Raw genomic sequence first — 20,390 nt, forward strand, 5'->3', positions numbered from 1 at the left:
CGTCTTTGCACCCTGGGGCAGCGCGTCGGACGCGTCGTTCGCGCCCCGGGTCGCGGGGCGCGCGGCGTGGTGTCCGGCGTCAGCGGCGGGCCGGGGCGGCGGCGCCGTCCGCCGTCGGTGCGGCGCCGTCCGCTCGGGACCGGGCGAGCAGTTGGCCCTCCTCGTAGGCGAGCGCCGTGTCCGGGAGCGTGCTGGGACGGCCGCTGAGGATCACGCTCAGGGTGCCGGTCGCGGCGGCCGCCGGGGCGGGCTCGGCGCCGATCCGGCGCAGCGCCTGGGCGGCGACCGCCTCGGCGGAGCCGTACAGCACCAGGGCCGGGGCGCCGGGCTGCTGGAGGGCGGCCCGGATCCGCTCCGCGACCAGCTCGTAGTGGGTGCAACCAAGGACGACGGCCCGCAGGTCCCGGGGGGTGTGCCGGGCGGCGGCCGCCACGGCGGCGTCGATGGCGGCCTCGTCGGCCTGCTGCACCGCGTCGGCGAGCCCCGGGCAGGGCACCCCGGTGACATCCGCGTCGCGTCCGAACCGTTCGATCAGCTCCCGCTGGTAGGGGCTGCCGGTGGTGGCGGGGGTGGCCCAGATGGCGACCGGGCCGCCGCCGGCCGCGGCGGGCTTGACGGCCGGGACGGTGCCGATGACCGGGATGCCCGGTTCGAGGGCGGCGCGGAGGGCGGGCAGGGCGTGGACCGACGCGGTGTTGCAGGCGACGATCAGCGCGTCGGGCCGGTGCGCGGCCGCGGCGCGGGCGACCGCCAGCGCGTGGGCGGTGACATCGTCGGGCGTACGGGGTCCCCACGGCATTCCGTCGGGATCACTGGAGAGCACCAGATCCGCGTCCGGCCGCAGTCGGCGCATGGCGGCGGCCGCCGCGAGCAGCCCATTCCCGGAGTCCATCAGCGCGATCTTCACCCGGACACTTTACTCAGCCGGGTGTCCGTCTTGTCATACCGGCTCGTCACGCCGGGCGGGGACGGGCGGCGGCCGCGGACGGCGTCCCGGCCGGTCGCGCCCCGGGCGCCACGCCGGGGGCACGGTGCCGATCACCGCCGCGCGCCGGGTGCGGTGCGGCAGACTGCGGTGCCGTGGGAGCGATGGAGTGGATCGGTGCCGGGTCGCTGCTGGCCTGGGCGTGGCTGCTGCTGGGGCAGGGCTTCTTCTGGCGGACGGACGTGCGGCTGCCGGACCGCCGGGACCCGGAGCGCTGGCCGTCGGTCGCCGTGGTGGTCCCGGCGCGGGACGAGGCCGCGGTGCTGCCGGACAGCCTGCCCTCGCTGCTCGGGCAGAAGTACCCGGGCCGGGCGGAAGTGTTCCTGGTCGACGACGGCAGTACGGACGGGACCGGCGCGCTGGCCCGGGAGCTGGCGGCCGCGCGGGGCGGACTGCCGCTGACCGTGTCCTCGCCCGGTGAGCCCGGGCCGGGGTGGACGGGGAAACTGTGGGCGCTGCGGCACGGCATCGCGCTGGCGCGCGAGCGCGTCGGGCCGGAGTACCTGCTGCTGACCGACGCGGACATCGCGCACGAGCCGGACAGCCTGCGGGAGTTGGTGGCGGCGGCCCGGTCGGCGGACCTGGACCTGGTCTCCCAGATGGCGCGGCTGCGGGTGGTGACGCGCTGGGAGCGGCTGATCGTGCCGGCGTTCGTGTACTTCTTCGGGCAGCTGTATCCGTTCCGGTGGGTCAACCGCCCCGGGGCGCGGACCGCGGCGGCGGCCGGCGGCTGCGTGCTGCTGCGGCGGGAGGCCGCGGAGCGGGCGGGCATCCCGGAGGCGATCCGGCACGCGGTGATCGACGACGTGACGCTGGCCCGCGCGGTCAAGCGCTCCGGCCGGGCCGAGGGCGGGCGGATCTGGCTGGGGCTGGCGGACCGGGTGGCCAGTGTGCGGCCGTATCCGCGGCCGGCCGATCTGTGGCGGATGGTCTCGCGCAGCGCGTACGCCCAACTGCGGCACCAGCCGCTGCTGTTGCTCGGCACGGTGCTCGGCCTGGCGCTGGTCTACCTCGTGCCGCCCGTCGCGCTGGCGGTCGGGGCGGCCGGCGGCGGAGCGGCGGTGGCCGCGCTGGGCGGGGCGGCCTGGGCCGTGATGTGCGGGACGTATCTGCCGATGCTGCGCCACTACGGGCAGCCGTGGTGGACGGCGCCGCTGCTGCCCTTCACCGCGCTGCTGTATCTGCTGATGACGGTGGACTCGGCGGTGCAGCACCACCGGGGGCGCGGCGCGGCGTGGAAGGGCCGGACGTACCCCAAGCCGTGAGCCGCGCCCCCGCGGCCGCCGTCACTTGCGGGCCGGTGCCCAGTTCAGGCCCCAGCCGTAGGCCTGGTCGACGGTGCGCTGCGGGCTGACGCCGGGCGCGGGCACGAGGTAGCGGGCCTCGCGCTGGACGACGAGTTCGCTGCCGGTGTGGGTGATCAGGGCCAGCGCGCAGACGGTGGAGGGCACCGTGCAGGCGTCGAGGGTGAAGTCGACGGGGGCGCCGTGCTGGGGCTGGAGGGTGACGGTCGCCTCCAGGCCCTCGAAGCTGCGGGCACCGGCGTAGACCGTGACGAAGATCAGGATGCGCCTGATCCGCGCCTGGTGGTCGAGGTTGATGGTCATGTTCTCGCCGGCCGCGACCGCGCCGGTGCGGTCGTCGCCGTCGAGCTGGATGTACGGCGGGGCGTGCAGGGCGCCGAAGTTACCGCCCAGGGGGTGGACCACACCGGCGGCGCCGTCGGTGAGTTCGTAGAGCGCGCAGAGGTCGAGGTCGACCTCCCCGGACGGCTGCAGCGCGCCGCGGGCGCCCATGGCCTGCAACGCCTTGCGGCCGAGGGTCTTGCCCAGGCTCTTGCCCGCCGCGCCGCCGTGCCAGTTGAGGTTCACCCGCATCGCCCCGGAGGTGCCGCCCTGCTTCGTCAGCGAGACGGCGGGGGCGGCCTTCGTGAGCGTCACCTTGGTCAGCCGGACGGGCGGGGAGGCGGGGGCCGGGGCGGGCTGCCCGGGCGGCGGCGGGACGGATGTCACGGGCTGCCCGGTCGGCGCCGGCGGCGGGGGCGCGACGGGCGGTGCGGGCGGTGGCGCCATGGGCGGTGCGGGCGCCATGGCCGGGGGTGCGGCGGGGGGCGGCACCGCGGCGGGCGCCGCGGGAGCCGGGGCGGGCGCGGCCTCCTCGACGCTGATGCCGAAGTCGGTGGCCAGCCCGGCGAGACCGGTGTCGTAGCCCTGGCCCACCGCGCGGAACTTCCAGGCGCCCTGGCGCCGGTAGAGCTCGCCGAGCACGAAGGCGGTCTCGGGCCCGGCGTCCTCGCTGTCGAAACGGGCGAGTTCGGCGCCGTCCGCGGCGTCCAGCACCCGGATGTGCAGCCCGGGCACGCTCCCGAACGTGCCGCCGTCGGCGGAGGCGGCGAGCACCACGGTGTCCACGGCGGGCTCCACGGCCGTCAGATCGACGGTGAGATCGTCGGTCACCGCGCCGCCGGCCGGGCGCTTGCCCTCGTGGCGTACGGCGCCGGAGCGGTGCGCGGCCTGGTTGTAGAAGACGAAGTCGCCGTCGTCGCGGACCTTTCCGGACACCAGCAGCAGCGCGGAGGCATCGACGTCCGGCGTCCCCGGGGCGGTCCGCCAGCCCAGTTCCACCCGGACCGCCGGGGCCGGGATGGGGACATTCCCGCCCTTGAGCATCGACATCGCCGCACCTTCCTGTCGTCCGCCTACCTGCCGTGGTGCCACCTCCCAACCTACTTGGCCCGAACCGTTCCGAACGCCCCTTGTTCACCGGCGAGGAGCGGGGTCTTTACACGATCCCTACGGGCGATCGCGACCGATTTCCACAAGTTCGCTCGCATTGGCGCTCGGCAGCCACTCCGAACACGGAAAACAACCCTCTTGCCAGACTCCCCAATCGGCACATCGTGGGCTTAACTTATGAAGCATGACCTCCCCCCGCTCTACCTACGGCGGCGGCTACTACGCTTCGCCTTCCTTCCCGGACACCCCGATCTACGACAGCCTCGTCGCAGAACGCGGCACGCCCCAGATCGCCCCGATCCGGGTGAACCCCTCCCCTTACGACACCGGAGCGTCCTACGCCCCGGCACTGCCGGCCCTTCCGGCGCTCCCGTCCGGGCCCTCCCAGAGCTATCCGGGCGCGGCCGCCCAGCCGGTCGCCCCGCTCCAGCAGGCCCCGGCGCCCTACATCCCGCAGCAGGCGGGCGTCCGCGGCTATCCGCCCCCGCAGCAGCAGCCCCAGCGCCCGCCCATGGGCACGGGGTACGAGTCGATGCGGCCGGCCGCCCCGGTGGCCCCGCGACAGCCCTCGCCGTACGACGACCCCTACGGCCGCCAGTACCCGCGGGGGTACTGACCCTGGCCGATCGATCACTTGTCCGAGGCGGCTGGCAGGATGGACGGCATGCCGACGCCTGCGCTCCGTTCGATCCACCTCTACCCGGTCAAGTCCCTTGCGGGGTCCGGTCCCGGTGAAGCGGCGGTGGAACCGTGGGGGCTCGCCGGGGACCGCCGCTGGCTGCTGGTCGACGCCGAGCACCGGCAGCTCACCCAACGGCAGCTGCCCGCCATGGCGTTGGCGCGTGCCCAGGAGCTGCCGGGCGGCGCGCTGCGGCTCACCGCGCCCGGACGGCAGCCGCTGACGGTCGAGGTGCCCGCCTGCGGGGAGACGTTCCCGGTCGAGGTCTGGAAGGACCGGGTCGAGGCGGTGCCGGTCGAGGGGGCGGCGGCCGAGTGGTTTCGCGCCTACCTGGGCGTCGAGTGCCGGCTGGTGCATCTCGACGCCCCGGACGAGCGCCGCCCGATCGACCCGGAGTACAGCGAGCCCGGCGACACGGTCGGTTTCGCCGACGGCTTCCCGCTGCTGCTGACCACGAGTTCCTCGCTGGACGCCCTCAACTCCCTGATCGCGCAGGGCGACCACGCCGACGAGGGACCGCTGCCCATGAACCGCTTCCGGCCCAATGTGGTGGTGGACGGCACCGCTCCCTGGGCGGAGGACGACTGGCGGCGGATCCGCATCGGCGAGGTGGTCTTCGAGGTGGCCAAGCCCAGCGCGCGCTGCGTGGTCACGACCACCGACCAGCACACCGCCGAGCGCGGCAAGGAGCCGCTGCGCACGCTCGCCCGCCACCGCCGCTTCGGCGACCGCCTGGTCTTCGGCCAGAACCTGATCCCGCGCGGGACCGGCACGATCCGGATCGGCGACCCCTTCGAGATCCTCGACTGAGGAGGCCCGGGCCGTCAGCCCGCCGCCGTCAGCCCGTCGATCATGCGGTCGAGGAGGCGGTCGAAGGCGTCCTGGCCGCCGGGGTCGCGGCTCGCCGCCGCCAGGGCCTCGGCGAGGTGGGGATAGGCGTCCCCGGTGGCGACGGACCGGAGGTGGCGCGCCTGGTCCTCCAGGAGTTCGCCGGAGGTGCGGCCGGCGGCCACCGTGGCCTGCTCCTGGGCGAGTTCGTACGACACGTGGCTGGCCACGAAGCCCGTGAGCAGCGTGAAGACCTCCAGCCGGGCCCGGGCGTCCAGGCCCGCCGGGGCGAGGGCGGCGAGGGCGTACTCCAGGACGGCGAGGGCGCGCGGGCCGAGCGTCCGGCGGGCCGGCAGCGCGGCCGGCAGCCAGGGGTGGCGCCGCATGATCTCGCGCTGTTCGCAGGCGAGTCGGCGCAGGTCGGCGCGCCAGTCGCCGGAGGGTTCGCGGGGCATCCGGTGGTCGCCGCTGACCTGGTCGATCATCAGCTCCAGCAGCGTCTCCTTGTTGGGGACGTAGCTGTAGAGCGACATCGCACCGGCCCCGATCCGGGCCGCGACCGCGCGCATCGTGACGGCGGGGAGCCCCTCGGCGTCGGCGAGGGCGACGGCCTCGGCGGTGATCGCGGCGCGACTGTGGGCCGGCGGCCGCCCGCGCCGCGGCCGTTCGGCCGTCGACCAGAGCGCCTCGGGGTCGACCCCGGCACCGCGGCCGGCTGAGTTGGTACGGGCCACGGCAGCCTCTCCTCGTTCCGGTCCGCCATCCTCTCACCCGCTATTCTGGTACAACGTACGGGAATACCCGCGCTCCCGCTCAGGAATCGAGGCACCGTGACGACGGCGACCGCCCGCCCCTCCGCGAAAAAGCCGCCCCTGCACGTCCGGGCCGCCAGGCGCGCCATGAGGAACCTGCCGCCCAAGCGCTACGACGTGGCCCGCGAGCCCGGCCTCGTCGTGCCCGCCGCCGACGGCAGCGCCCTGCTGGCCGACCACTACTTCCCCCTGGCCGGGGGCGACTTCCCCACGGTGCTGGCCCGCTCGCCGTACGGCCGGGGCTTCCCCTGGGCGGCGATGTACGGCGTGCACCTGGCCGAGCAGGGCTTCCATGTCGTCCTCCAGAGCTGCCGCGGCTCCGGCGGATCCGGCGGCGAGTCCGCCCTGTGGCAGCACGAGGCCGCCGACGGGCAGGCCACCGTCGCCTGGCTGCGCCAACAGCCCTGGTTCACCGGCGTGCTGGGCACGATCGGCGCCAGCTACCTCGGCTACACGCAGTGGGCACTCGCCCTGGACCCGCCGCCGGAACTGCGGGCGATGGTGGTCCAGATCGGCCTGCACGACCTGCACTCCTTCTTCCACCCCGGAGGCGCGTTCGCGCTGGAGACCGCGCTGATCTCCACGATGGGCCGGCTGTCCCAGCACCGCGGCCTGGCGGAGTCCCTGCGGGCCGGCCTGCGGCTCCGGCGCCACCTGCCGGCGGTCGCCCGGACCCTCCCCCTCGGCGAGTCGTACGTGCCCGGCCTGGGCGGCCGGGTCCCGTTCCTGGAGGAGGCGATGGCGCACCCCGACCCCGGCGACCCGCACTGGCAGGGGGCCGACGCGGGCGTCGCGGCCCGGCGGCTGACCGTGCCGACGGCCCTGATCAGCGGCTGGCACGACGCGCTGCTCGACCAGAACCTGCGGCAGTACGCCCGGCTCCGGCGGGCCGGCTGCGACACCTCCCTGCTCATCGGCCCCTGGACGCACAGCTCCGCGCTGAGCGGACCCGAGGCCCTCGGCGCGAGCCTGGCGTGGCTGCGGGCGCATCTGTGCGACGACCCCTCGGGCCTGCCCGCGTCGCGGGTGCGGGTCCACGTGGGCGGCCGGCGCACCTGGCACGACCTGCCCGACTGGCCGCCGCCCGGCACGGACCGGCGCTGGTACATCGGCAGCGGCGGCACGCTGCATGACCGGATACCCGGGGACGCCACCGCGCCGCTGTCGTTCCGCTACGACCCGGCCGACCCCACTCCCTCGGTCGGCGGTCCGCTGCTGTCGCCGAAGGCCGGGAGCCGGGACAACACCGCCCTGGAGGCCCGGGACGACGTGCTGACCTTCACCACCGCCCCGCTCACCGAGCCGCTGCATGTCGCCGGACCGGTCCGGGCGGAGCTGCGGGTCGCGGTGGACACCGGTCACGCCGATGTCTTCGCCCGGCTCTGCGAGGTCGACGCCCGGGGCCGCTCGGTGAACGTCTGCGACGGCCTCCAACGGCTCGTCCTCGCCGGGGACGGACCGGCCGAGGTCACGGTGGCGATGAGCGCCACCGCGCACCGCTTCGCCGCCGGGCACCGGATCCGCCTGCAGATCAGCGGCGGCGCCCATCCGCGCTTCGCCCGCCACACCGGCACCGGTGAACCGCCCGCGACGGCCACCCGCCTCCGGCCGTCCGAGGTCTCGCTCTTCCCGGGGTCCGCGCTCGTCCTGCCCCTCGCCGACGCGGACCTCGACGGCCGCGAGCCCGCGCGCCGACCGGCCCGGTCCGCAGGGCGACAGACGTGCGAGCGGCGTGCCTATCCCTCCTGATGTCATGGTTTGTACGTCGCGAAGTTGCTCCCTCTTCGCAGAACTCTCGCGTGGACCACCCGCGATGAGGTATTCACGGACACACCGAGAGGGGGCAACCATGCGAGCGATGCGAGGCGTGTGGCGCTGGCGGCACAGTCCGCTGTGGCGCCGCAGCGACCGGATCGAGGCATGGGTGGCGCTGGCCGCCGCCCTGCTGATCGCCCTCGGCGCGACCTCGGCGGGCTGGGCCGCCGGCCGGGCCGCGCACGGCGCGCTGCTGGACACCGTGCGGATACAGCACCAGCAGCGGCATCTGGTGTGGGTCACGGTCGACCGGCTGGTGTCGCGGACCCCGCTGGACCCCGATCCGGAGACCGCCTCGCAGCGCGACGCGCACCGCCGGGTCCTGGCCCGCTGGTCCGCGCCGGACGGCAGCGGGCGGATCGGTGAACTGGCCGCGCCCCGCCCCGTCGAGCCCGGCGACCGGTTCCGGATCTGGTCGGACGGCCGGGGCCGGGTGATGCCGCGGCCGATGGACGTCAGCACGGCCGGTACGCACGCGGTGCTGGCGGGCCTGGGCACGGCGGCCGGCGTCGGCATGATGATCGAGGGTGCCAGGCGTCTGGTCGGATGGCATCTGATGGTGCGTCGCTTCCGCCGGTGGGACCGGGAGTGGGAACGGGCGGGGCAGGACTGGGGCCGGGCCGATGCCGGTAGTTGAGGGCGGCCGAGCAGGCCGCTGACCGTGTCAACCACCGTTCGCCCGGCGCGCTACGGTGGTGGCGCCGGCCCCTCGGCCGGCACCTCGCAGGCCGGAAAGCGGACATCCGCGGACGGATGCCGGCGAGCCGACACAGCCGCACGAAGTGGGGACACGACAGCACCATGGCACAGGGCTCGGTCCAGGTGACGCACTCCGGAACCTCCCGGTGGCGGCGCCGTACAGGGGAGTACAGCTCGCTCGCCGCCGCCCTGGAGGCCGCCGGGGACGGGGATGTGCTGACCGTCCCGGCCGGTACGTACCGGGAGAATCTGGTGCTGGTGCGCGCGGTGACGCTGCGCGGCCCGGACGGCGCCCGCGGTTCGGTGCGGATCGCCCCGGCCGACGGGGTGGCGCTGACGGTGCGCGCCTCGGCCACCGTCCACGATCTGCATCTGGAGGCGACGGATTCCGCCTCGCCCGCCCTGCTGGTGGAGGACGGCGCCCCGGAGCTGTCCGGCCTGCGGGTGGTGACCCGGTCCGCGTCCGGCATCGAGGTCCGCGGCGGCGCCCGCCCGACGGTGCGCCGCTGCACGGTGGACAATCCGGGCGGGGTCGGCATCAGCGTCCTGGACGGCGCCGGCGGCCTGTTCGAGGAGTGCGAGGTGATGGCCGCCGGGCAGGCCGGTGTGGCGGTGCGCGACGGGGCCCACCCGCGGCTGGAGAACTGCCGGATCCACCATGCCTCGGGGGCCGGTCTGTCGGTCAACGGCGAGGGCAGCGCGGTCGAGGCGGTCGGCTGCGAGTTCTACGAGATCAAGGGCGCGGGGATCCAGATCGCCGCGCGGGCCACCGGCCACTTCACCGACTGCACCGTGCACCGCACCTCCGCCGACGGGGTCACCCTGGACACCGACGCGGTCCTCACCCTCGCCGACTGCGACATCCACGACATCCCGGAGAACGCGGTTGATCTGCGGTCCCGCTCGGTCCTCACGCTGACCCGCAGCACGGTGCGGCACTTCGGGCGCAACGGCCTGTCCGTGTGGGACCCGGGCACCCGGGTGGACGCCAACCGGTGCGAGATCCACGACAGCACGGGCGACTACCCGGCGGTGTGGGTCAGCGACGGCGCCACCGCCGTGCTCGACTCGACCCGGGTGCACGACGTGCCGGACGCGCTGTTCGTGCTGGACCGGGGCTCGCGCGCCGACGTGGTGGACTGCGACCTCACCCAGGTCCGCAACACCGCGGTCTCGGTCAGCGACGGCGCGACCGTCCAGCTCGACGACTGCCGGATCCGGGAGGCCGCTACCGGCGCGTGGTTCCGCGATCACGGCAGCGGCGGCACGCTCGCCAACTGCACCATCGACGCCGCCCAGACCGGCGTGATCGTCACCAAGGGCGCGGACCCCACCATCGAGGGGTGCACGGTCAGTTCACCGGCCGAGGCCGGGTTCTACGTCTCCGCGGAGGGCCGCGGCACCTTCCACGGCTGCCGGGTCACCGGGAGTTCGGGCTTCGGCTTCCATGTGATCGACGGCTGCCGGACGACCCTGACGCGGTGCCGCACCGAGCGGTGTGCGCGCGGCGGCTACGAGTTCGCCGAGGGCGGCGCGGGGCAGGGCGGCGGGCCGGCGGTCCAGGACTGCACCAGCGACGAGAGCCGCGCCCGGCCGGCCGCGGCCGCCGGTGCGGTGGCGGCGCCAGCGGTCCAGCAGCTGACGCGGACCACCGGGTTGCTGGGCACGGTGCCGGCGCAGGGCGCGCCCCCGGCCGCCCCGCCCGCCGCGTCCCCGGCCGCCCCCGCCGCCGAGGCTCCTGCCGTCAGCGGCCGCCCGTCCGACGAGGTGCTGGGCGAACTGGACACCCTGGTGGGCCTGGACAGCGTCAAGCGCGAGGTGCGCAGCCTGATCAACATGATCGAGGTGGGGCGCCGGCGGCAGGAGGCGGGGCTGAAGGCCGCCTCGGTGCGCCGCCATCTCGTCTTCACCGGCTCCCCCGGTACCGGCAAGACCACCGTCGCCCGCCTCTACGGCGAGATCCTCGCCGCCCTCGGGGTGCTGGAGCGCGGGCATCTGGTGGAGGTCTCCCGGGTGGACCTGGTGGGCGAGCACATCGGGTCGACGGCGATCCGCACCCAGGAGGCGTTCGAGCGGGCGCGCGGCGGGGTGCTGTTCATCGACGAGGCCTACGCCCTCTCCCCGGAGGACTCCGGACGCGACTTCGGCAAGGAGGCCATCGACACCCTGGTGAAGCTGATGGAGGACCACCGCGAGGCGGTGGTGGTGATCGTGGCGGGCTACACCGCCGAGATGGCGCGCTTCCTGGCGGTCAACCCCGGTGTGGCGTCGCGTTTCTCACGGACCATCACCTTCGGCGACTACGCGCCGGAGGAGCTGCTGCGGATCGTCGAGCAGCAGGGCGAGGAGCACGAGTACCGCCTCGCCGAGGGCGCCGGTGAAGCCCTGCTGAAGCACTTCACGGCGCTGCCCAAGGGGCCGTCGTTCGGCAACGGCCGCACCGCGCGCCAGACCTTCGAGGCGATGGTGGAGCGGCACGCGGGCCGGGTGGCGCAGCTGACCGACCCGAGCACCGACGACCTGACCCTGCTCTACGCGGACGATCTGCCCGAACTCCCCTGATCCGCCCGGCGGTCCGGGCCGTCGGCGGGCCGCTGCCCCGGCAGGTCCGGGCCGAGCCGGGCGATGAGTTCGGCGCGCACCCGCTCGAAGACCGGGTCGGCCTGGTAGTCGCTGTGGGCCAGGATCTGGGCGGGCAGCGGGTTGTGCAGGGTGCGGCCGAAGGCCAGCGGGTCGCGCAGCGGTCCCTCGTCGATCCGCCGGCCGTCCTCGCAGGTGAGCCGGATCGGGCCGCCGATGGGGTCGGTGAAGCGCCACAGGTTGCGCCAGTCGTCCATCTGGCGGTGCAGACCGGTCAGCGCCGGCGGCCCGAAGAAGGCCGGGAACCAGCGGCCGTAGAGCCGCTCCAGGGGGCTGCCGTACGTCAGCAGCGCGACCCGGCTGCGGGTGACCGGGTCCAGCTGCCAGACGGCGGCGGCCGCCAGCACACTGCCCTGGGAGTGCCCGGAGAGCACCAGCCGGCCGTCGAACCGCTCGGTCCAGGTGGCCATCCGCCAGGTGAGGTCGGGGACGGCCCGCTCGGCGTAGCAGGGCGGCGCGAAGGGGTGGGCGGCGCGCGGCCAGAACGTGCCGACGTCCCAGAGGATGCCGATGGTGCGGCGCGCGGCGTGGTCGCGGTAGGCGCGCCGGCCCATGGTGACCAGCAGTATGACGCCGGCGCCCATCAGCCAGGAGCCGAGCGACTCCGCGGTCTCGGCGGCGGCGTGCACGACGGGTGCCGAGCCCTCGGTGGCGCGGCCGGGCGCCAGGTCGGTGAGCCAGGCACCGGCCACCGCGCCGGCCCCGAGGACGAGGGTGACCGCCGCGATGGCCGCGACCAGGACGGGGGCGGCGTCGGTCAGTCCGGCCCGGGCAATGGCACCGGCGATGCCCCTGACGCGGCGCCGGGCGAGGTGCTCGCGCGGGTCGTAGAGCCCGGGGACGTCGCGGGCCACCCGGCCGCGGACGACCACCACCCGGACGGCGGCGAGCACCGCGACGGCGGCGACGACCACCAGGAGGACGGGCAGCACCGAGGCCTGCCAGGACAGCAGGACCGGCGGGCCGGGAATCGGGGCGTGCTCCTGGCCCGGCGTCGCGTCCCCGTCCAGCCAGTCCGCGCAGCGCTGGGCCACTCCCCCGGACAGCACCCCGCCGACCGCGCAGGCCAGCAGGGCGACGGCCGGTCCGCCCATGCCGCGCAGGGCGGTGCGGGCATCGTCGCGGGCGGCGCGCTGCAGCACCCAGGCGGTCAGCGCCAGCGCGAGGACCAGCAGGCTCTGGAAGACGGCGATCCCGCCGAAGGCGGCGGCACCGGGCAGCGCGCCGTGGCTGCGGACCCCGGGGCGGGCCCAGCCGGTGTGCACGGCGATCAGCGCCAGTGCGGCGAGCGCGGCGAACGGCAGCACCCGCACGACCAGCCGGTCGGACTGGTCGTCCGGCGCGGCCTCGCTGCGGGCGGTGTGCCACACGACCGCCAGGGTGGCGGCGGCGAGCAGCGCGACCAGGACGGCCAGCGCGCGGCCGGTGCCCGCCAGCGCGGCGCTGCCGCCGGCCCGCGCGTCGGCCCTGGCGCCGGCGGCGAGCAGCACGGTCCCGATGGTCAGCACCCCGGCCGTGGTGTGCGCGGCGCGCAGCCGGGCGACCACCCGGCGGCCGTACCAGAAGCCTTCGAGGCTGAGCGCGGTGCGTTCGGCGGGCGGCACGTCACGGGAGGTGCCGGGCCGCCGCGGCGGCGGCGAGGCCGATTCGTAGGCGCTCCACGTACGGCGCGAGAGCCACCACAGGAAGCCGACCACGGCCAGCGGCACGGTGGCGGCCAGCGCGAGGCGGCGGCCCGGGGCGCTCCACCAGCCGGAGTTCTCGGGGCGCAGGAAGCCCATCCAGGACTTCCCGGCGGCGCAGGTGGCGGTGCCGGCGCACTGCCAGGCCGCGAGGTCGAGGGCGACCTCGCAGGCCGCGGCGGCGAGCAGCACGGTGAGGGTGAGGGCGAGGATCCGCACCAGCACGTCGTAGAGGCGCTGGGCGCGGTGCTCGGGCGGGGCGGCCGGGCGCATCCAGTGGGCGAGGTTGGCGACCATGAAGGGCAGCAGGATCAGCCACAGGGCGCGGGCGCCGTTGCCGGAGGTGAGGTTGGACCAGCAGTACGCCTCGCGGACCGGCTCGCCCCGGTAGTCGTCGGGCCGCTGCTCGGCGTCCGCGTCGTCGGTGCGGCGGTAGCAGGCGGCGGTGTCGTCGCCGGTGATCAGCCGGACGCGGGGGTCGCCGAGCATGTCCGGGGCCGAGGTGCCGCCGACACCGTGCACCAGCAGCTCCAGGGAGAGCCGGGGGGCCGGCGGCGGCCCGTCTGGCGGGGTGTCACGGTCCTTCGCGCGGGCGGGCGGTGTCGGCCCCGCGGTCTCCATGGACTCCACAGTCTCCCCCGTCGTCGGCGTGGCGCCGTGCGGTGCGGCGCCCCCGGGATTGTCCCTTTCCGGAGGGGTCGCATCCAGTCCCCGCACCCGGGCGCCGCCCGGAACCGGCCGTGCGTCCCCTCCCTGCCGCTTCCTGCCGCTTCCCGCCGGCGACCGGCGTCGCTGTCGGTACCACGTGCGAGGATGAGGGCATCAGTGATCGCGGGCGGCAGCCGGCGCGCAGACCCGGGAGCGAGAGCCGGGGCGGAAGGGACGGGCCGGGGTGAGTGACAACCAGAACCTCCTCGCGGAGCAGCGGCGGGCCCTGATTCTCGACGAGGTCAGGCGCCGCGGCGGGGTACGGGTCAATGAACTCACCCGCAGGCTGAACGTGTCGGACATGACGGTCCGCCGCGATCTGGACGCCCTGGCCCGGCAGGGCATGGTGGAGAAGGTGCACGGCGGCGCGGTGCCGGTCAGCGAGCCCAGCGCGCACGAGCCGGGATTCGAGGCGAAGTCGGCGCTGGAGCTGAGCGCGAAGGAGGACATCGCCCGGGCCGCGGCCGAGATGGCGGCGCCGGGCAGCGCCATCGCGCTGGCGGGCGGCACCACCGCGTTCGCGCTGGCCCAGCGGCTGCTGGACGTACCCGATCTGACGGTGGTGACGAATTCGGTGCGGGTGGCCGATGTGTTCTACACCGCGCAGCGGGCGGCGGCCGGCGGCGGCGGTCCCCGCCCGGGGGCCGCGACGGTCGTGCTGACCGGCGGGGTGCGGACGCCGTCGGACACCCTGGTGGGACCGGTCGCGGACGCCGCCATCCGCTCGCTCCATTTCGATGTGCTCTTCCTGGGCGTGCACGGCATATCGGTGGAGGCGGGGCTGTCGACGCCGAATCTGGCGGAGGCGGAGACCAACCGGCACTTCGTGCGGTCCGCGCGCCGGGTGGTGGTGGTCGCCGACCACACCAAGTGGGGCACGGTGGGCCTGAGTTCGTTCGCTTCGCTGGACCAGGTGGCGGTGCTGGTGACCGACTCCGGGCTGTCCGCCGCGGCGCGTGCGGAGTTCGCCGAGCTGCCGCCGGAGCTGGTGGTGGCGGGCGAGGAGCCGGCGGACGCAGACATCTGACGGGACGGCGGCTATGGTGTGCCGCGCCGGGGCCGCTCCCCCGGTCCGCCGACCCCGGGGGGACCCGCCCATGGCACGCCGACTGCGCCCCGTCGAGCTCGACTTCACCGCGTCCGCCCCGCTGCGGCTGGTGTTCGCCACGGAACTCGCCGCACCGCCCGGGGCGGTCTACGCGGCGCTGGCCGAGGAACTGGCGGACCTCTCCAGCTGGTTCACGGGCGTCTCCCGCGCGGCGCACACGCGCGGCGGCGCGGGCCGGGAGGTATGGCTGACCGGCGGCACCCGCTTCGCCGAGACGATCCTGGCGGCCGAGCCCGCCGCGCGCTACGCCTACCGGGTCGACACCACCAACGCCCCGGGCGTGCGGGCGCTGCTGGAGGACTGGCGGCTGACGCCGGCCGGCGGCGGGACCCGGCTGCGGTGGCTGTTCGCGGCGGACGGCCCGGCGCCGTTCCGCCTGCTGCTGACGCTGGCGAGGCCCGGCCTGGGCCGGGCGTTCCGGCAGTCGGCCCGGGCCCTGGACCGCCGGCTCGCCCGGAGCTGAGCGACGGCTCAGGCGGGCCAGGTGCCGGTGGCGAGGAACTCCTCCAGGGTGCGCGCGTAGGGCGTGATGTCCAGGCCCTGGGAGGCCAGCCAGGCGTCGGAGTAGTACTTGTCGAGGTAGCGGTCGCCCGGGTCGCACAGCAGCGTGACGACGGACCCCCTACGGCCCTCGGCGACCATCTCGGCGACGATCCGCAGGGAGCTCCACAGCCCGGTGCCGGTCGAGCCGCCCGCCTTGCGGCCGATCGCGGTCTCCAGGGCGCGGACCGCGGCGATGCTGGCCGCGTCCGGCACCTTCATCATCCGGTCGATCGCGCCGGGCACGAAGCTGGGCTCCATCCGGGGCCGCCCGATGCCCTCGATGCGCGAGGCGGTGGCGCAGTCGCTCCGGGCGTCACCGGTGCGCCAGCCGTCGAAGAAGCAGGAGTTCTCCGGGTCCGGCACGCACACGCGGGTGTCGTACTGCATGTAGTGGACGTAGCGGGCGATGGTCGCGGAGGTGCCGCCGGTGCCCGCGGTCGCCACGATCCAGGCGGGCTCGGGATAGCGCTCCAGCCGCAGCTGCTGGTAGATCGACTCGGCGATGTTGTTGTTGCCGCGCCAGTCCGTGGCCCGTTCCGCGTAGGTGAACTGGTCCATGTAGTGGCCGCCGGACTCGGCGGCGAGCCGGGCGGAGACCTCGTAGACCGTCCGCGGGTCGTCCACCAGATGGCAGGTGCCGCCGTGGAACTCGATCAGCCGGGTCTTCTCCTGGCTGGTGGTGGCCGGCATCACCGCGATGAACGGCACCCCGATCAGCGAGGCGAAGTAGGCCTCGGACACGGCCGTGGAGCCGCTGGAGGACTCGATGACGGGCTTGTCGGGGCGGATCCAGCCGTTGCACAGCCCGTAGAGGAACAGCGAGCGGGCCAGCCGGTGCTTGAGGCTGCCGGTGGGGTGCGTCGACTCGTCCTTGAGGTAGAGATCGATCCCCCACGCCTCGGGCAGCGGGAAGCGCAGCAGGTGGGTGTCGGCGGTGCGGTTGGCGTCCGCCTGCACCTTGCGAACGGCTTCTTTCAGCCAGCTTCGGTAGTCCGGATCCGTGCGGTCGACGTCGACGGTCGGCAGCGGGCCCGGGCCCGATGCCTCGTGGTCGGGCCGGCTCTGCGGCTGCTGTGCGGTGCTCACCGGCGCACTCCTCAAGGGGCTTGGACAACGGGCACGCAACGGCGGGCCGATTCCGACTATAACCCCCAGCGCAACCCTCCTACCTGCATAAACATCGCTTTGAGAAACCCCAAGGAGGCCGTGGGGCGGCGCTGTTGCGGGCGCTTCGCACGGGGGAGACTGGTGCGCCGGGCGCCCTACCGGCAGACTTCACCCAAGGGGCGGTGGAGGGCAGCTGCCCGTTCACCGAGGAGGTGCCGGCATGGCGGAGGCCGAGTTCAACGCGACCGGCGTACGGATCGAGCGGTGGCTGCGGTCCTTGACACGCGCCGGACAGGTCGTCATCGCCGACGGCAGGCTGGCGCTGCTGACCAGCTACGGCACCGAGATCGACAGCGCCCCGCTGCAGGCCGTGCAGGCCCACAAGCCGCTGTTCGCGGCGCGGGACCGCGCCCTGGCCCGACTCAACGGGCACCGCTACTCCCTCACCCTCGGCGCACCGGAGCTGTTCCTCAAGGCACTGGAAGCGGCGCGTCCACCGCGCGGCTGACGGCCGCTTCCGGCCGGGACGTGCGGTTGCGGGAGCGCACCGACTGGATGACCCTGTACTCGTATCACTGAGGGTTCACCAGCGGTGACGCTGTGGCGCAGTCGGCATCGCTGGATCCGATCTTCGCCCCTGCCCGGTACGAGGGGCGCCCGGCCTCATCAGGGAGTCGCGGTCGTGATCAGGCAGCCCAGCAGGCACTGCACGGTGGAGCTCCAAGCCGTTCCGGCTCGCATCGGACATGTGCGCAGAATCGTCTCCGCGCAGCTGCGGTACTGGCGTCTCGACGCCCTGATAGACCCGGCGGCGCTCGGGGTGACCGAACTCCTCGCGAATGTCCACCGGCACGCCCGCCCCAGCAAGCAGTGCACCGTGGAACTCCGCGTGCTCCTGGACCAGTTGACGGTCTCGGTGCACGACGAGGACCCACGGCTGCCGCGGCTGCGGGCGGCCGGCACCTGGGAGACCTGCGGCCGCGGGCTGGCGCTGATCGCGGCGCTCAGCGAGAGCTGGGGAGTGCGCCCGGACGGCAGCGGCAAGGTCGTGTGGTTCACCCTTCCGGCCCTGACCACCGCGCCCGGCGAGGCCCGCGCGGGCCGGGCCGACGGGGAGCCGCTGCCCCTGACGGACGCCGCGGCGGCCGGTCCGCAACTGCGGCTGCGGGGCACGAAGGTCGGCTGACGGGCCGCCGGCCGTACGGCACCGCCGCACGGCCGGCGGCCTCACCGGTAGGCCGCAGGCAGCACCGGGAGCCCGGCCACCCGCTCCGGTCGCGCGGCCGGCCGCCTCTGAGATGCCCGCTCTTGTGAGATGCCCGCCCTTGCCTTCTGTAACTACTGGTATGTACAGTCCCCGCATGAGCACGCAGGAGCAGCCCGGCCCCCGGGAACGGCCCGGCACACGGGAGCGGCTGGTGCGCGGCACCCAGGAACTCCTGTGGGAGCGCGGGTACGTCGGCACCAGCCCCAAGGCGATCCTGGAGCGCGCGGACGCCGGCCAGGGCAGCATGTACCACCACTTCACCGGCAAGTCCGACCTCGCCCTCACGGCGCTCCGGCGGACCGTGCGGGACATGGCGGAGGCCGCCGAGGAGTGCCTGACCGGCCCCGGCACGGCGTACGACCGGGTCGCCGCCTATCTGCTGCGCGAGCGGCAGGTGCTGCGCGGCTGCCCGGTCGGCCGGATGACGCAGGACCGCGAGGTGGTGGACAGCCCCGAGCTGCGGGCGCCGCTGGACGAGATGTTCGGCCGCCTGCGGGAGCGGATCGCCGAGGTCCTCGCCGAGGGGCAGCGCCGCGGCGAGCTGGCCGGCGGGCTGGATCCGGTGGCCTGCGCCGCGACCGTCGCGGCCGTCGTCCAGGGCGGCTACGTCCTGGCCCGCGCCGCGGACGACACCGCCCCCTTCGACGCCGCCGTCCGCGGCGTACTGTCCCTGCTCGCCGCCCAGGTCCTGCCCGCCGCGGGCCTCACCGGCTGAAGCCCGTTGCGTCGCCGAACGCCTGCAAGCCGGCGGCTCCCCCACCGACGACGACCTGGTCAACGAACTGGTCGACGAGGTCCGACCGGCGCTGCGGTCCCTCCTTCAGAAAGGGGATTCGCCGTCGACACGGAGCGCTCCCTCACGCTCCCTACGGTCGCTCAGGCGGCCATCTCCAGCCGGCGCGACACCAAGGGCACTGGGACATGAGAAGCCCCATCCGCAGCCACTGAGGGCTTCGCGAACGGGGCTGTGATGGTGCGAACCCCGCCCATGTCCCACCGGGGGGGGAGGAAACAGGCGGGAGCGGATCTGGTCAGCGCGTGGGGTCCGCTGAGAGCTTCTGGTGTCGCAGCTCTGCCAGTCGCCTTTGGTACAGAGGGCCGGCGACGTGGGCAGCCCGCGCGGGGGACGGAGCCGACTCCACAATAAGGTTCTGCGCAGCTGCCTTGAGGTGCGCAGCCCACGCCAGCACATGTTGCTGGGCACCTCGTCCGCACTCCTGCGGCTCACCAGGAAGGCACAACGGAATCTGTTCTGGCCCGAGAATCTTGATGGCTGCGTGCCGCACGTATTGGGCGATCATGAGCCACTCCTCCTCAGAGCGCTGGACGTGCTGCCTCTCCTGGAACCAATCACCGAAGTCGTCCCCGTGATCATCCATCTACGCTCCTGCGGGCCTCTGAGTTACGCGGGTGCGGCGATGGTAGCTGTCTTCGCCTGTGCGGCAGCCTCCTTCGGGTCGCAGTGACCGACGGAGGGGGGACACGGCCCGCATGGGCCGCACATAGGGAGGAATTGCGGAGGTGTGCACGACTGTGCGCCTTCCCCGTGTACTGCCGTGATCTCGGCTAGCACATCAGTCATCCGCGCTCCGCCCCAAATTTCGGAGAGCGGTGTCTCGAGTACATTCCCGATGCGCAGAAAGCGCCCCAGCACACATGGCCACACGTCCCCCGTCGGCCCGATGGCGCATTTCTCGTAACCGCAGTGCCCGCACAGATCGGCGATGGTGGGCGTCGCGCCCCTGCTGGCTCGCCCGAACGCCCTCGTGCGGTCCCGGCCCACCTGCTCAACCCCGAGGGCTGTCAGGTCTTCCGCCGCTTCGTGCACACGCTGTTGTGTGTTCACCGCGACCACACCGCCGCGAAGTGGGATACCCAGACTCAGCGCCTTCTCGATGTTCCTGCGGGTGCGTCGGTGGGAGCCTCGCAGGTTGGTCACCTTGTCGTGATCCTGCGCGCTGGCGGAGTAGTAGGACGTCGCGAGCTTGATATCAAACTCCGAGAACGCGTCCCACAGGTGATCCTTGATGTGCGTGAGGTTCGAGAACACCTCGATTGCAAGTCCCGCCACGTGAGCGTAGTTGATCAGCTCGCGCAGGTGCGGGTACAAGGTCGGCTCGCCGCCGATGAACTGCACATCTGTGACACCCATCCCCGTCAACTGGTCGATGGTGCGCTTCCAGTCCTCGACCGTCATGGTCCCGTGGGTACCCTGCGGGGACGAGTCTGCGTAGCAGTGATCGCAACTCTCGTTGCAGAATCCCGTGACCTCCAGCCACGCGAACTTCAGTAACGTTGATGCTGCCATGAGTGATCCTCTCCAGCCCTGGGTCCTCTGCGAATGGCCCGGCGGGGAAGCAGCCACTTCCCCGCCGGTACGGCACTGTCACCACCTCATTGCCGACCTGCCCGCTTGCAGTGGTCGCACGGGTACGAGCAGGGCGCTACAGCCTCTGACGACGGGACGAACCGGACGTCGCCGGGGATGATGTAGGGGCGGACGAGAGTGCGTCCAGCAGCACGTCGCCCAGCCGACCGTGCTGCGGCTCCGGGTCGCCGTTCGACATCATGACGACCGCCTGCGCCCCGTGTGCGGGTGGTTCATGATCTCGACACCGGCGATTGCTGCGGACGCGCAGTCCTCCCGCTCCCGTGCTTCCAGGCGCTGCTTGTCCAGTGCGGCGCAGACATCGCAGCCGGGGGCCGGCGCTGCGTTGGGGTTGTACGAGGGCGTGACGTGCACTGGCGGCGACATCGTCCCCTTCGGCTCGGTCATGCTGTA

Annotated in this window: 18 protein-coding genes; 11 read left to right on the plus strand and 7 right to left on the minus strand. The window is 74.1% G+C overall.

The window, feature by feature from the left end; translation table 11 throughout:
* Positions 1-79 precede the first annotated feature (79 nt).
* The gene (locus tag IEY78_RS08610) at positions 80-907 is read right to left on the minus strand and encodes a glutamate racemase (RefSeq protein WP_189097013.1); all 828 of its coding nucleotides are present in this window, start codon (positions 905-907) and stop codon (positions 80-82) included.
* Between the two features lie 182 nt (positions 908-1,089).
* Here IEY78_RS08610 and IEY78_RS08615 point away from each other — a divergent pair, with 182 nt between their 5' ends.
* Positions 1,090-2,250 (plus strand): glycosyltransferase, encoded by a 1,161-nt coding sequence (locus tag IEY78_RS08615; RefSeq protein WP_189097014.1) that lies wholly within the window; start codon positions 1,090-1,092, stop codon positions 2,248-2,250.
* 21 nt (positions 2,251-2,271) lie between these two features.
* Here IEY78_RS08615 and IEY78_RS08620 read toward each other — a convergent pair whose 3' ends face one another.
* A complete protein-coding gene (locus IEY78_RS08620; RefSeq protein ID WP_189097015.1) occupies positions 2,272-3,660 on the minus strand; it encodes a TerD family protein in 1,389 nt (462 codons plus the stop codon).
* 244 nt (positions 3,661-3,904) lie between these two features.
* Between IEY78_RS08620 and IEY78_RS08625 the strand changes: the two genes are divergently transcribed.
* Complete coding sequence (locus IEY78_RS08625; RefSeq protein WP_189097016.1) at positions 3,905-4,336, plus strand: DUF6643 family protein; 432 nt, start codon at positions 3,905-3,907, stop codon at positions 4,334-4,336.
* A gap of 48 nt (positions 4,337-4,384) precedes the next feature.
* A complete protein-coding gene (locus IEY78_RS08630; RefSeq protein WP_189097017.1) occupies positions 4,385-5,209 on the plus strand; it encodes an MOSC domain-containing protein in 825 nt (274 codons plus the stop codon).
* Between the two features lie 14 nt (positions 5,210-5,223).
* Here IEY78_RS08630 and IEY78_RS08635 read toward each other — a convergent pair whose 3' ends face one another.
* Positions 5,224-5,961: a TetR/AcrR family transcriptional regulator gene (locus tag IEY78_RS08635; RefSeq protein ID WP_189097018.1), complete on the minus strand. Its 738-nt coding sequence runs from the start codon at positions 5,959-5,961 to the stop codon at positions 5,224-5,226.
* 165 nt (positions 5,962-6,126) lie between these two features.
* On the opposite strand from IEY78_RS08635, the gene IEY78_RS08640 reads away from it, so the two are divergent.
* The 3 genes from IEY78_RS08640 (at position 6,127) to IEY78_RS08650 (ending at position 11,115) form a co-directional block, all read left to right on the plus strand.
* Complete coding sequence (locus tag IEY78_RS08640; RefSeq protein ID WP_189097144.1) at positions 6,127-7,788, plus strand: CocE/NonD family hydrolase; 1,662 nt, start codon at positions 6,127-6,129, stop codon at positions 7,786-7,788.
* A 109-nt stretch (positions 7,789-7,897) separates the two neighbouring features.
* Positions 7,898-8,491, plus strand: a complete 594-nt coding sequence (locus IEY78_RS08645) for an Rv1733c family protein (RefSeq protein ID WP_189097145.1) — start codon at positions 7,898-7,900, stop codon at positions 8,489-8,491.
* 164 nt (positions 8,492-8,655) lie between these two features.
* Positions 8,656-11,115, plus strand: coding sequence for a right-handed parallel beta-helix repeat-containing protein (locus IEY78_RS08650; protein ID WP_189097019.1), 2,460 nt, complete (start codon positions 8,656-8,658; stop codon positions 11,113-11,115).
* On the opposite strand, the gene IEY78_RS08655 is transcribed toward IEY78_RS08650, so the two are convergent.
* Positions 11,085-13,496, minus strand: a complete 2,412-nt coding sequence (locus IEY78_RS08655; protein ID WP_373294089.1) for a hypothetical protein — start codon at positions 13,494-13,496, stop codon at positions 11,085-11,087. The genes IEY78_RS08650 and IEY78_RS08655 overlap by 31 nt on opposite strands.
* A gap of 271 nt (positions 13,497-13,767) precedes the next feature.
* On the opposite strand from IEY78_RS08655, the gene IEY78_RS08660 reads away from it, so the two are divergent.
* Both IEY78_RS08660 and IEY78_RS08665 read left to right on the plus strand, forming a co-directional pair.
* The gene (locus tag IEY78_RS08660) at positions 13,768-14,610 is read left to right on the plus strand and encodes a DeoR/GlpR family DNA-binding transcription regulator (RefSeq protein WP_189097020.1); all 843 of its coding nucleotides are present in this window, start codon (positions 13,768-13,770) and stop codon (positions 14,608-14,610) included.
* 70 nt (positions 14,611-14,680) lie between these two features.
* Complete coding sequence (locus IEY78_RS08665) at positions 14,681-15,154, plus strand: SRPBCC family protein (RefSeq protein WP_189097021.1); 474 nt, start codon at positions 14,681-14,683, stop codon at positions 15,152-15,154.
* Between the two features lie 8 nt (positions 15,155-15,162).
* Here IEY78_RS08665 and IEY78_RS08670 read toward each other — a convergent pair whose 3' ends face one another.
* Entirely contained in the window at positions 15,163-16,320 is a 1,158-nt protein-coding gene (locus IEY78_RS08670; RefSeq protein ID WP_189097022.1) for a PLP-dependent cysteine synthase family protein, read from the minus strand.
* Between the two features lie 241 nt (positions 16,321-16,561).
* Here IEY78_RS08670 and IEY78_RS08675 point away from each other — a divergent pair, with 241 nt between their 5' ends.
* From IEY78_RS08675 to IEY78_RS08685, 3 genes are all read left to right on the plus strand, one after another.
* Positions 16,562-16,849: a hypothetical protein gene (locus IEY78_RS08675; protein ID WP_189097023.1), complete on the plus strand. Its 288-nt coding sequence runs from the start codon at positions 16,562-16,564 to the stop codon at positions 16,847-16,849.
* A gap of 174 nt (positions 16,850-17,023) precedes the next feature.
* Positions 17,024-17,527, plus strand: a complete 504-nt coding sequence (locus tag IEY78_RS08680; protein WP_189097024.1) for an ATP-binding protein — start codon at positions 17,024-17,026, stop codon at positions 17,525-17,527.
* Positions 17,528-17,702: 175 nt separating this feature from the next.
* Positions 17,703-18,323 carry a TetR/AcrR family transcriptional regulator gene (locus tag IEY78_RS08685; protein ID WP_229699791.1) on the plus strand — a complete coding sequence of 207 codons (621 nt, stop codon included), beginning with the start codon at positions 17,703-17,705 and terminating at the stop codon, positions 18,321-18,323.
* Between the two features lie 687 nt (positions 18,324-19,010).
* Here the strand turns inward: IEY78_RS08685 and IEY78_RS08690 are convergent.
* Positions 19,011-19,916 (minus strand): radical SAM/SPASM domain-containing protein, encoded by a 906-nt coding sequence (locus IEY78_RS08690; protein WP_229699792.1) that lies wholly within the window; start codon positions 19,914-19,916, stop codon positions 19,011-19,013.
* A gap of 258 nt (positions 19,917-20,174) precedes the next feature.
* A complete protein-coding gene (locus tag IEY78_RS08695; protein ID WP_189097026.1) occupies positions 20,175-20,384 on the minus strand; it encodes a hypothetical protein in 210 nt (69 codons plus the stop codon).
* Positions 20,385-20,390: the final 6 nt, after the last annotated feature.

The sequence above is a fragment of the Streptomyces kronopolitis genome (genome assembly GCF_014646275.1).
GTDB lineage: Bacteria > Actinomycetota > Actinomycetes > Streptomycetales > Streptomycetaceae > Streptomyces > Streptomyces kronopolitis.

Excerpts from the sequence above, each read along its gene's own strand:
- IEY78_RS08625 (WP_189097016.1), top strand. The coding sequence starts at position 3,905 with ATGACCTCCCCCCGCTCTACCTACGGCGGCGGCTACTACGCTTCGCCT.
- IEY78_RS08615 (WP_189097014.1), top strand. The coding sequence starts at position 1,090 with ATGGAGTGGATCGGTGCCGGGTCGCTGCTGGCCTGGGCGTGGCTGCTG.
- IEY78_RS08645 (WP_189097145.1), top strand. The coding sequence starts at position 7,898 with ATGCGAGGCGTGTGGCGCTGGCGGCACAGTCCGCTGTGGCGCCGCAGC.
- IEY78_RS08650 (WP_189097019.1), top strand. The coding sequence starts at position 8,656 with ATGGCACAGGGCTCGGTCCAGGTGACGCACTCCGGAACCTCCCGGTGG.
- IEY78_RS08675 (WP_189097023.1), top strand. The coding sequence starts at position 16,562 with ATGGCGGAGGCCGAGTTCAACGCGACCGGCGTACGGATCGAGCGGTGG.
- IEY78_RS08620 (WP_189097015.1), bottom strand. The coding sequence starts at position 3,660 with ATGTCGATGCTCAAGGGCGGGAATGTCCCCATCCCGGCCCCGGCGGTC.
- IEY78_RS08655 (WP_373294089.1), bottom strand. The coding sequence starts at position 13,496 with ATGGAGACCGCGGGGCCGACACCGCCCGCCCGCGCGAAGGACCGTGAC.
- IEY78_RS08695 (WP_189097026.1), bottom strand. The coding sequence starts at position 20,384 with ATGACCGAGCCGAAGGGGACGATGTCGCCGCCAGTGCACGTCACGCCC.
- IEY78_RS08685 (WP_229699791.1), top strand. The coding sequence starts at position 17,703 with ATGAGCACGCAGGAGCAGCCCGGCCCCCGGGAACGGCCCGGCACACGG.
- IEY78_RS08640 (WP_189097144.1), top strand. The coding sequence starts at position 6,127 with ATGAGGAACCTGCCGCCCAAGCGCTACGACGTGGCCCGCGAGCCCGGC.
- IEY78_RS08630 (WP_189097017.1), top strand. The coding sequence starts at position 4,385 with ATGCCGACGCCTGCGCTCCGTTCGATCCACCTCTACCCGGTCAAGTCC.
- IEY78_RS08690 (WP_229699792.1), bottom strand. The coding sequence starts at position 19,916 with ATGGCAGCATCAACGTTACTGAAGTTCGCGTGGCTGGAGGTCACGGGA.
- IEY78_RS08665 (WP_189097021.1), top strand. The coding sequence starts at position 14,681 with ATGGCACGCCGACTGCGCCCCGTCGAGCTCGACTTCACCGCGTCCGCC.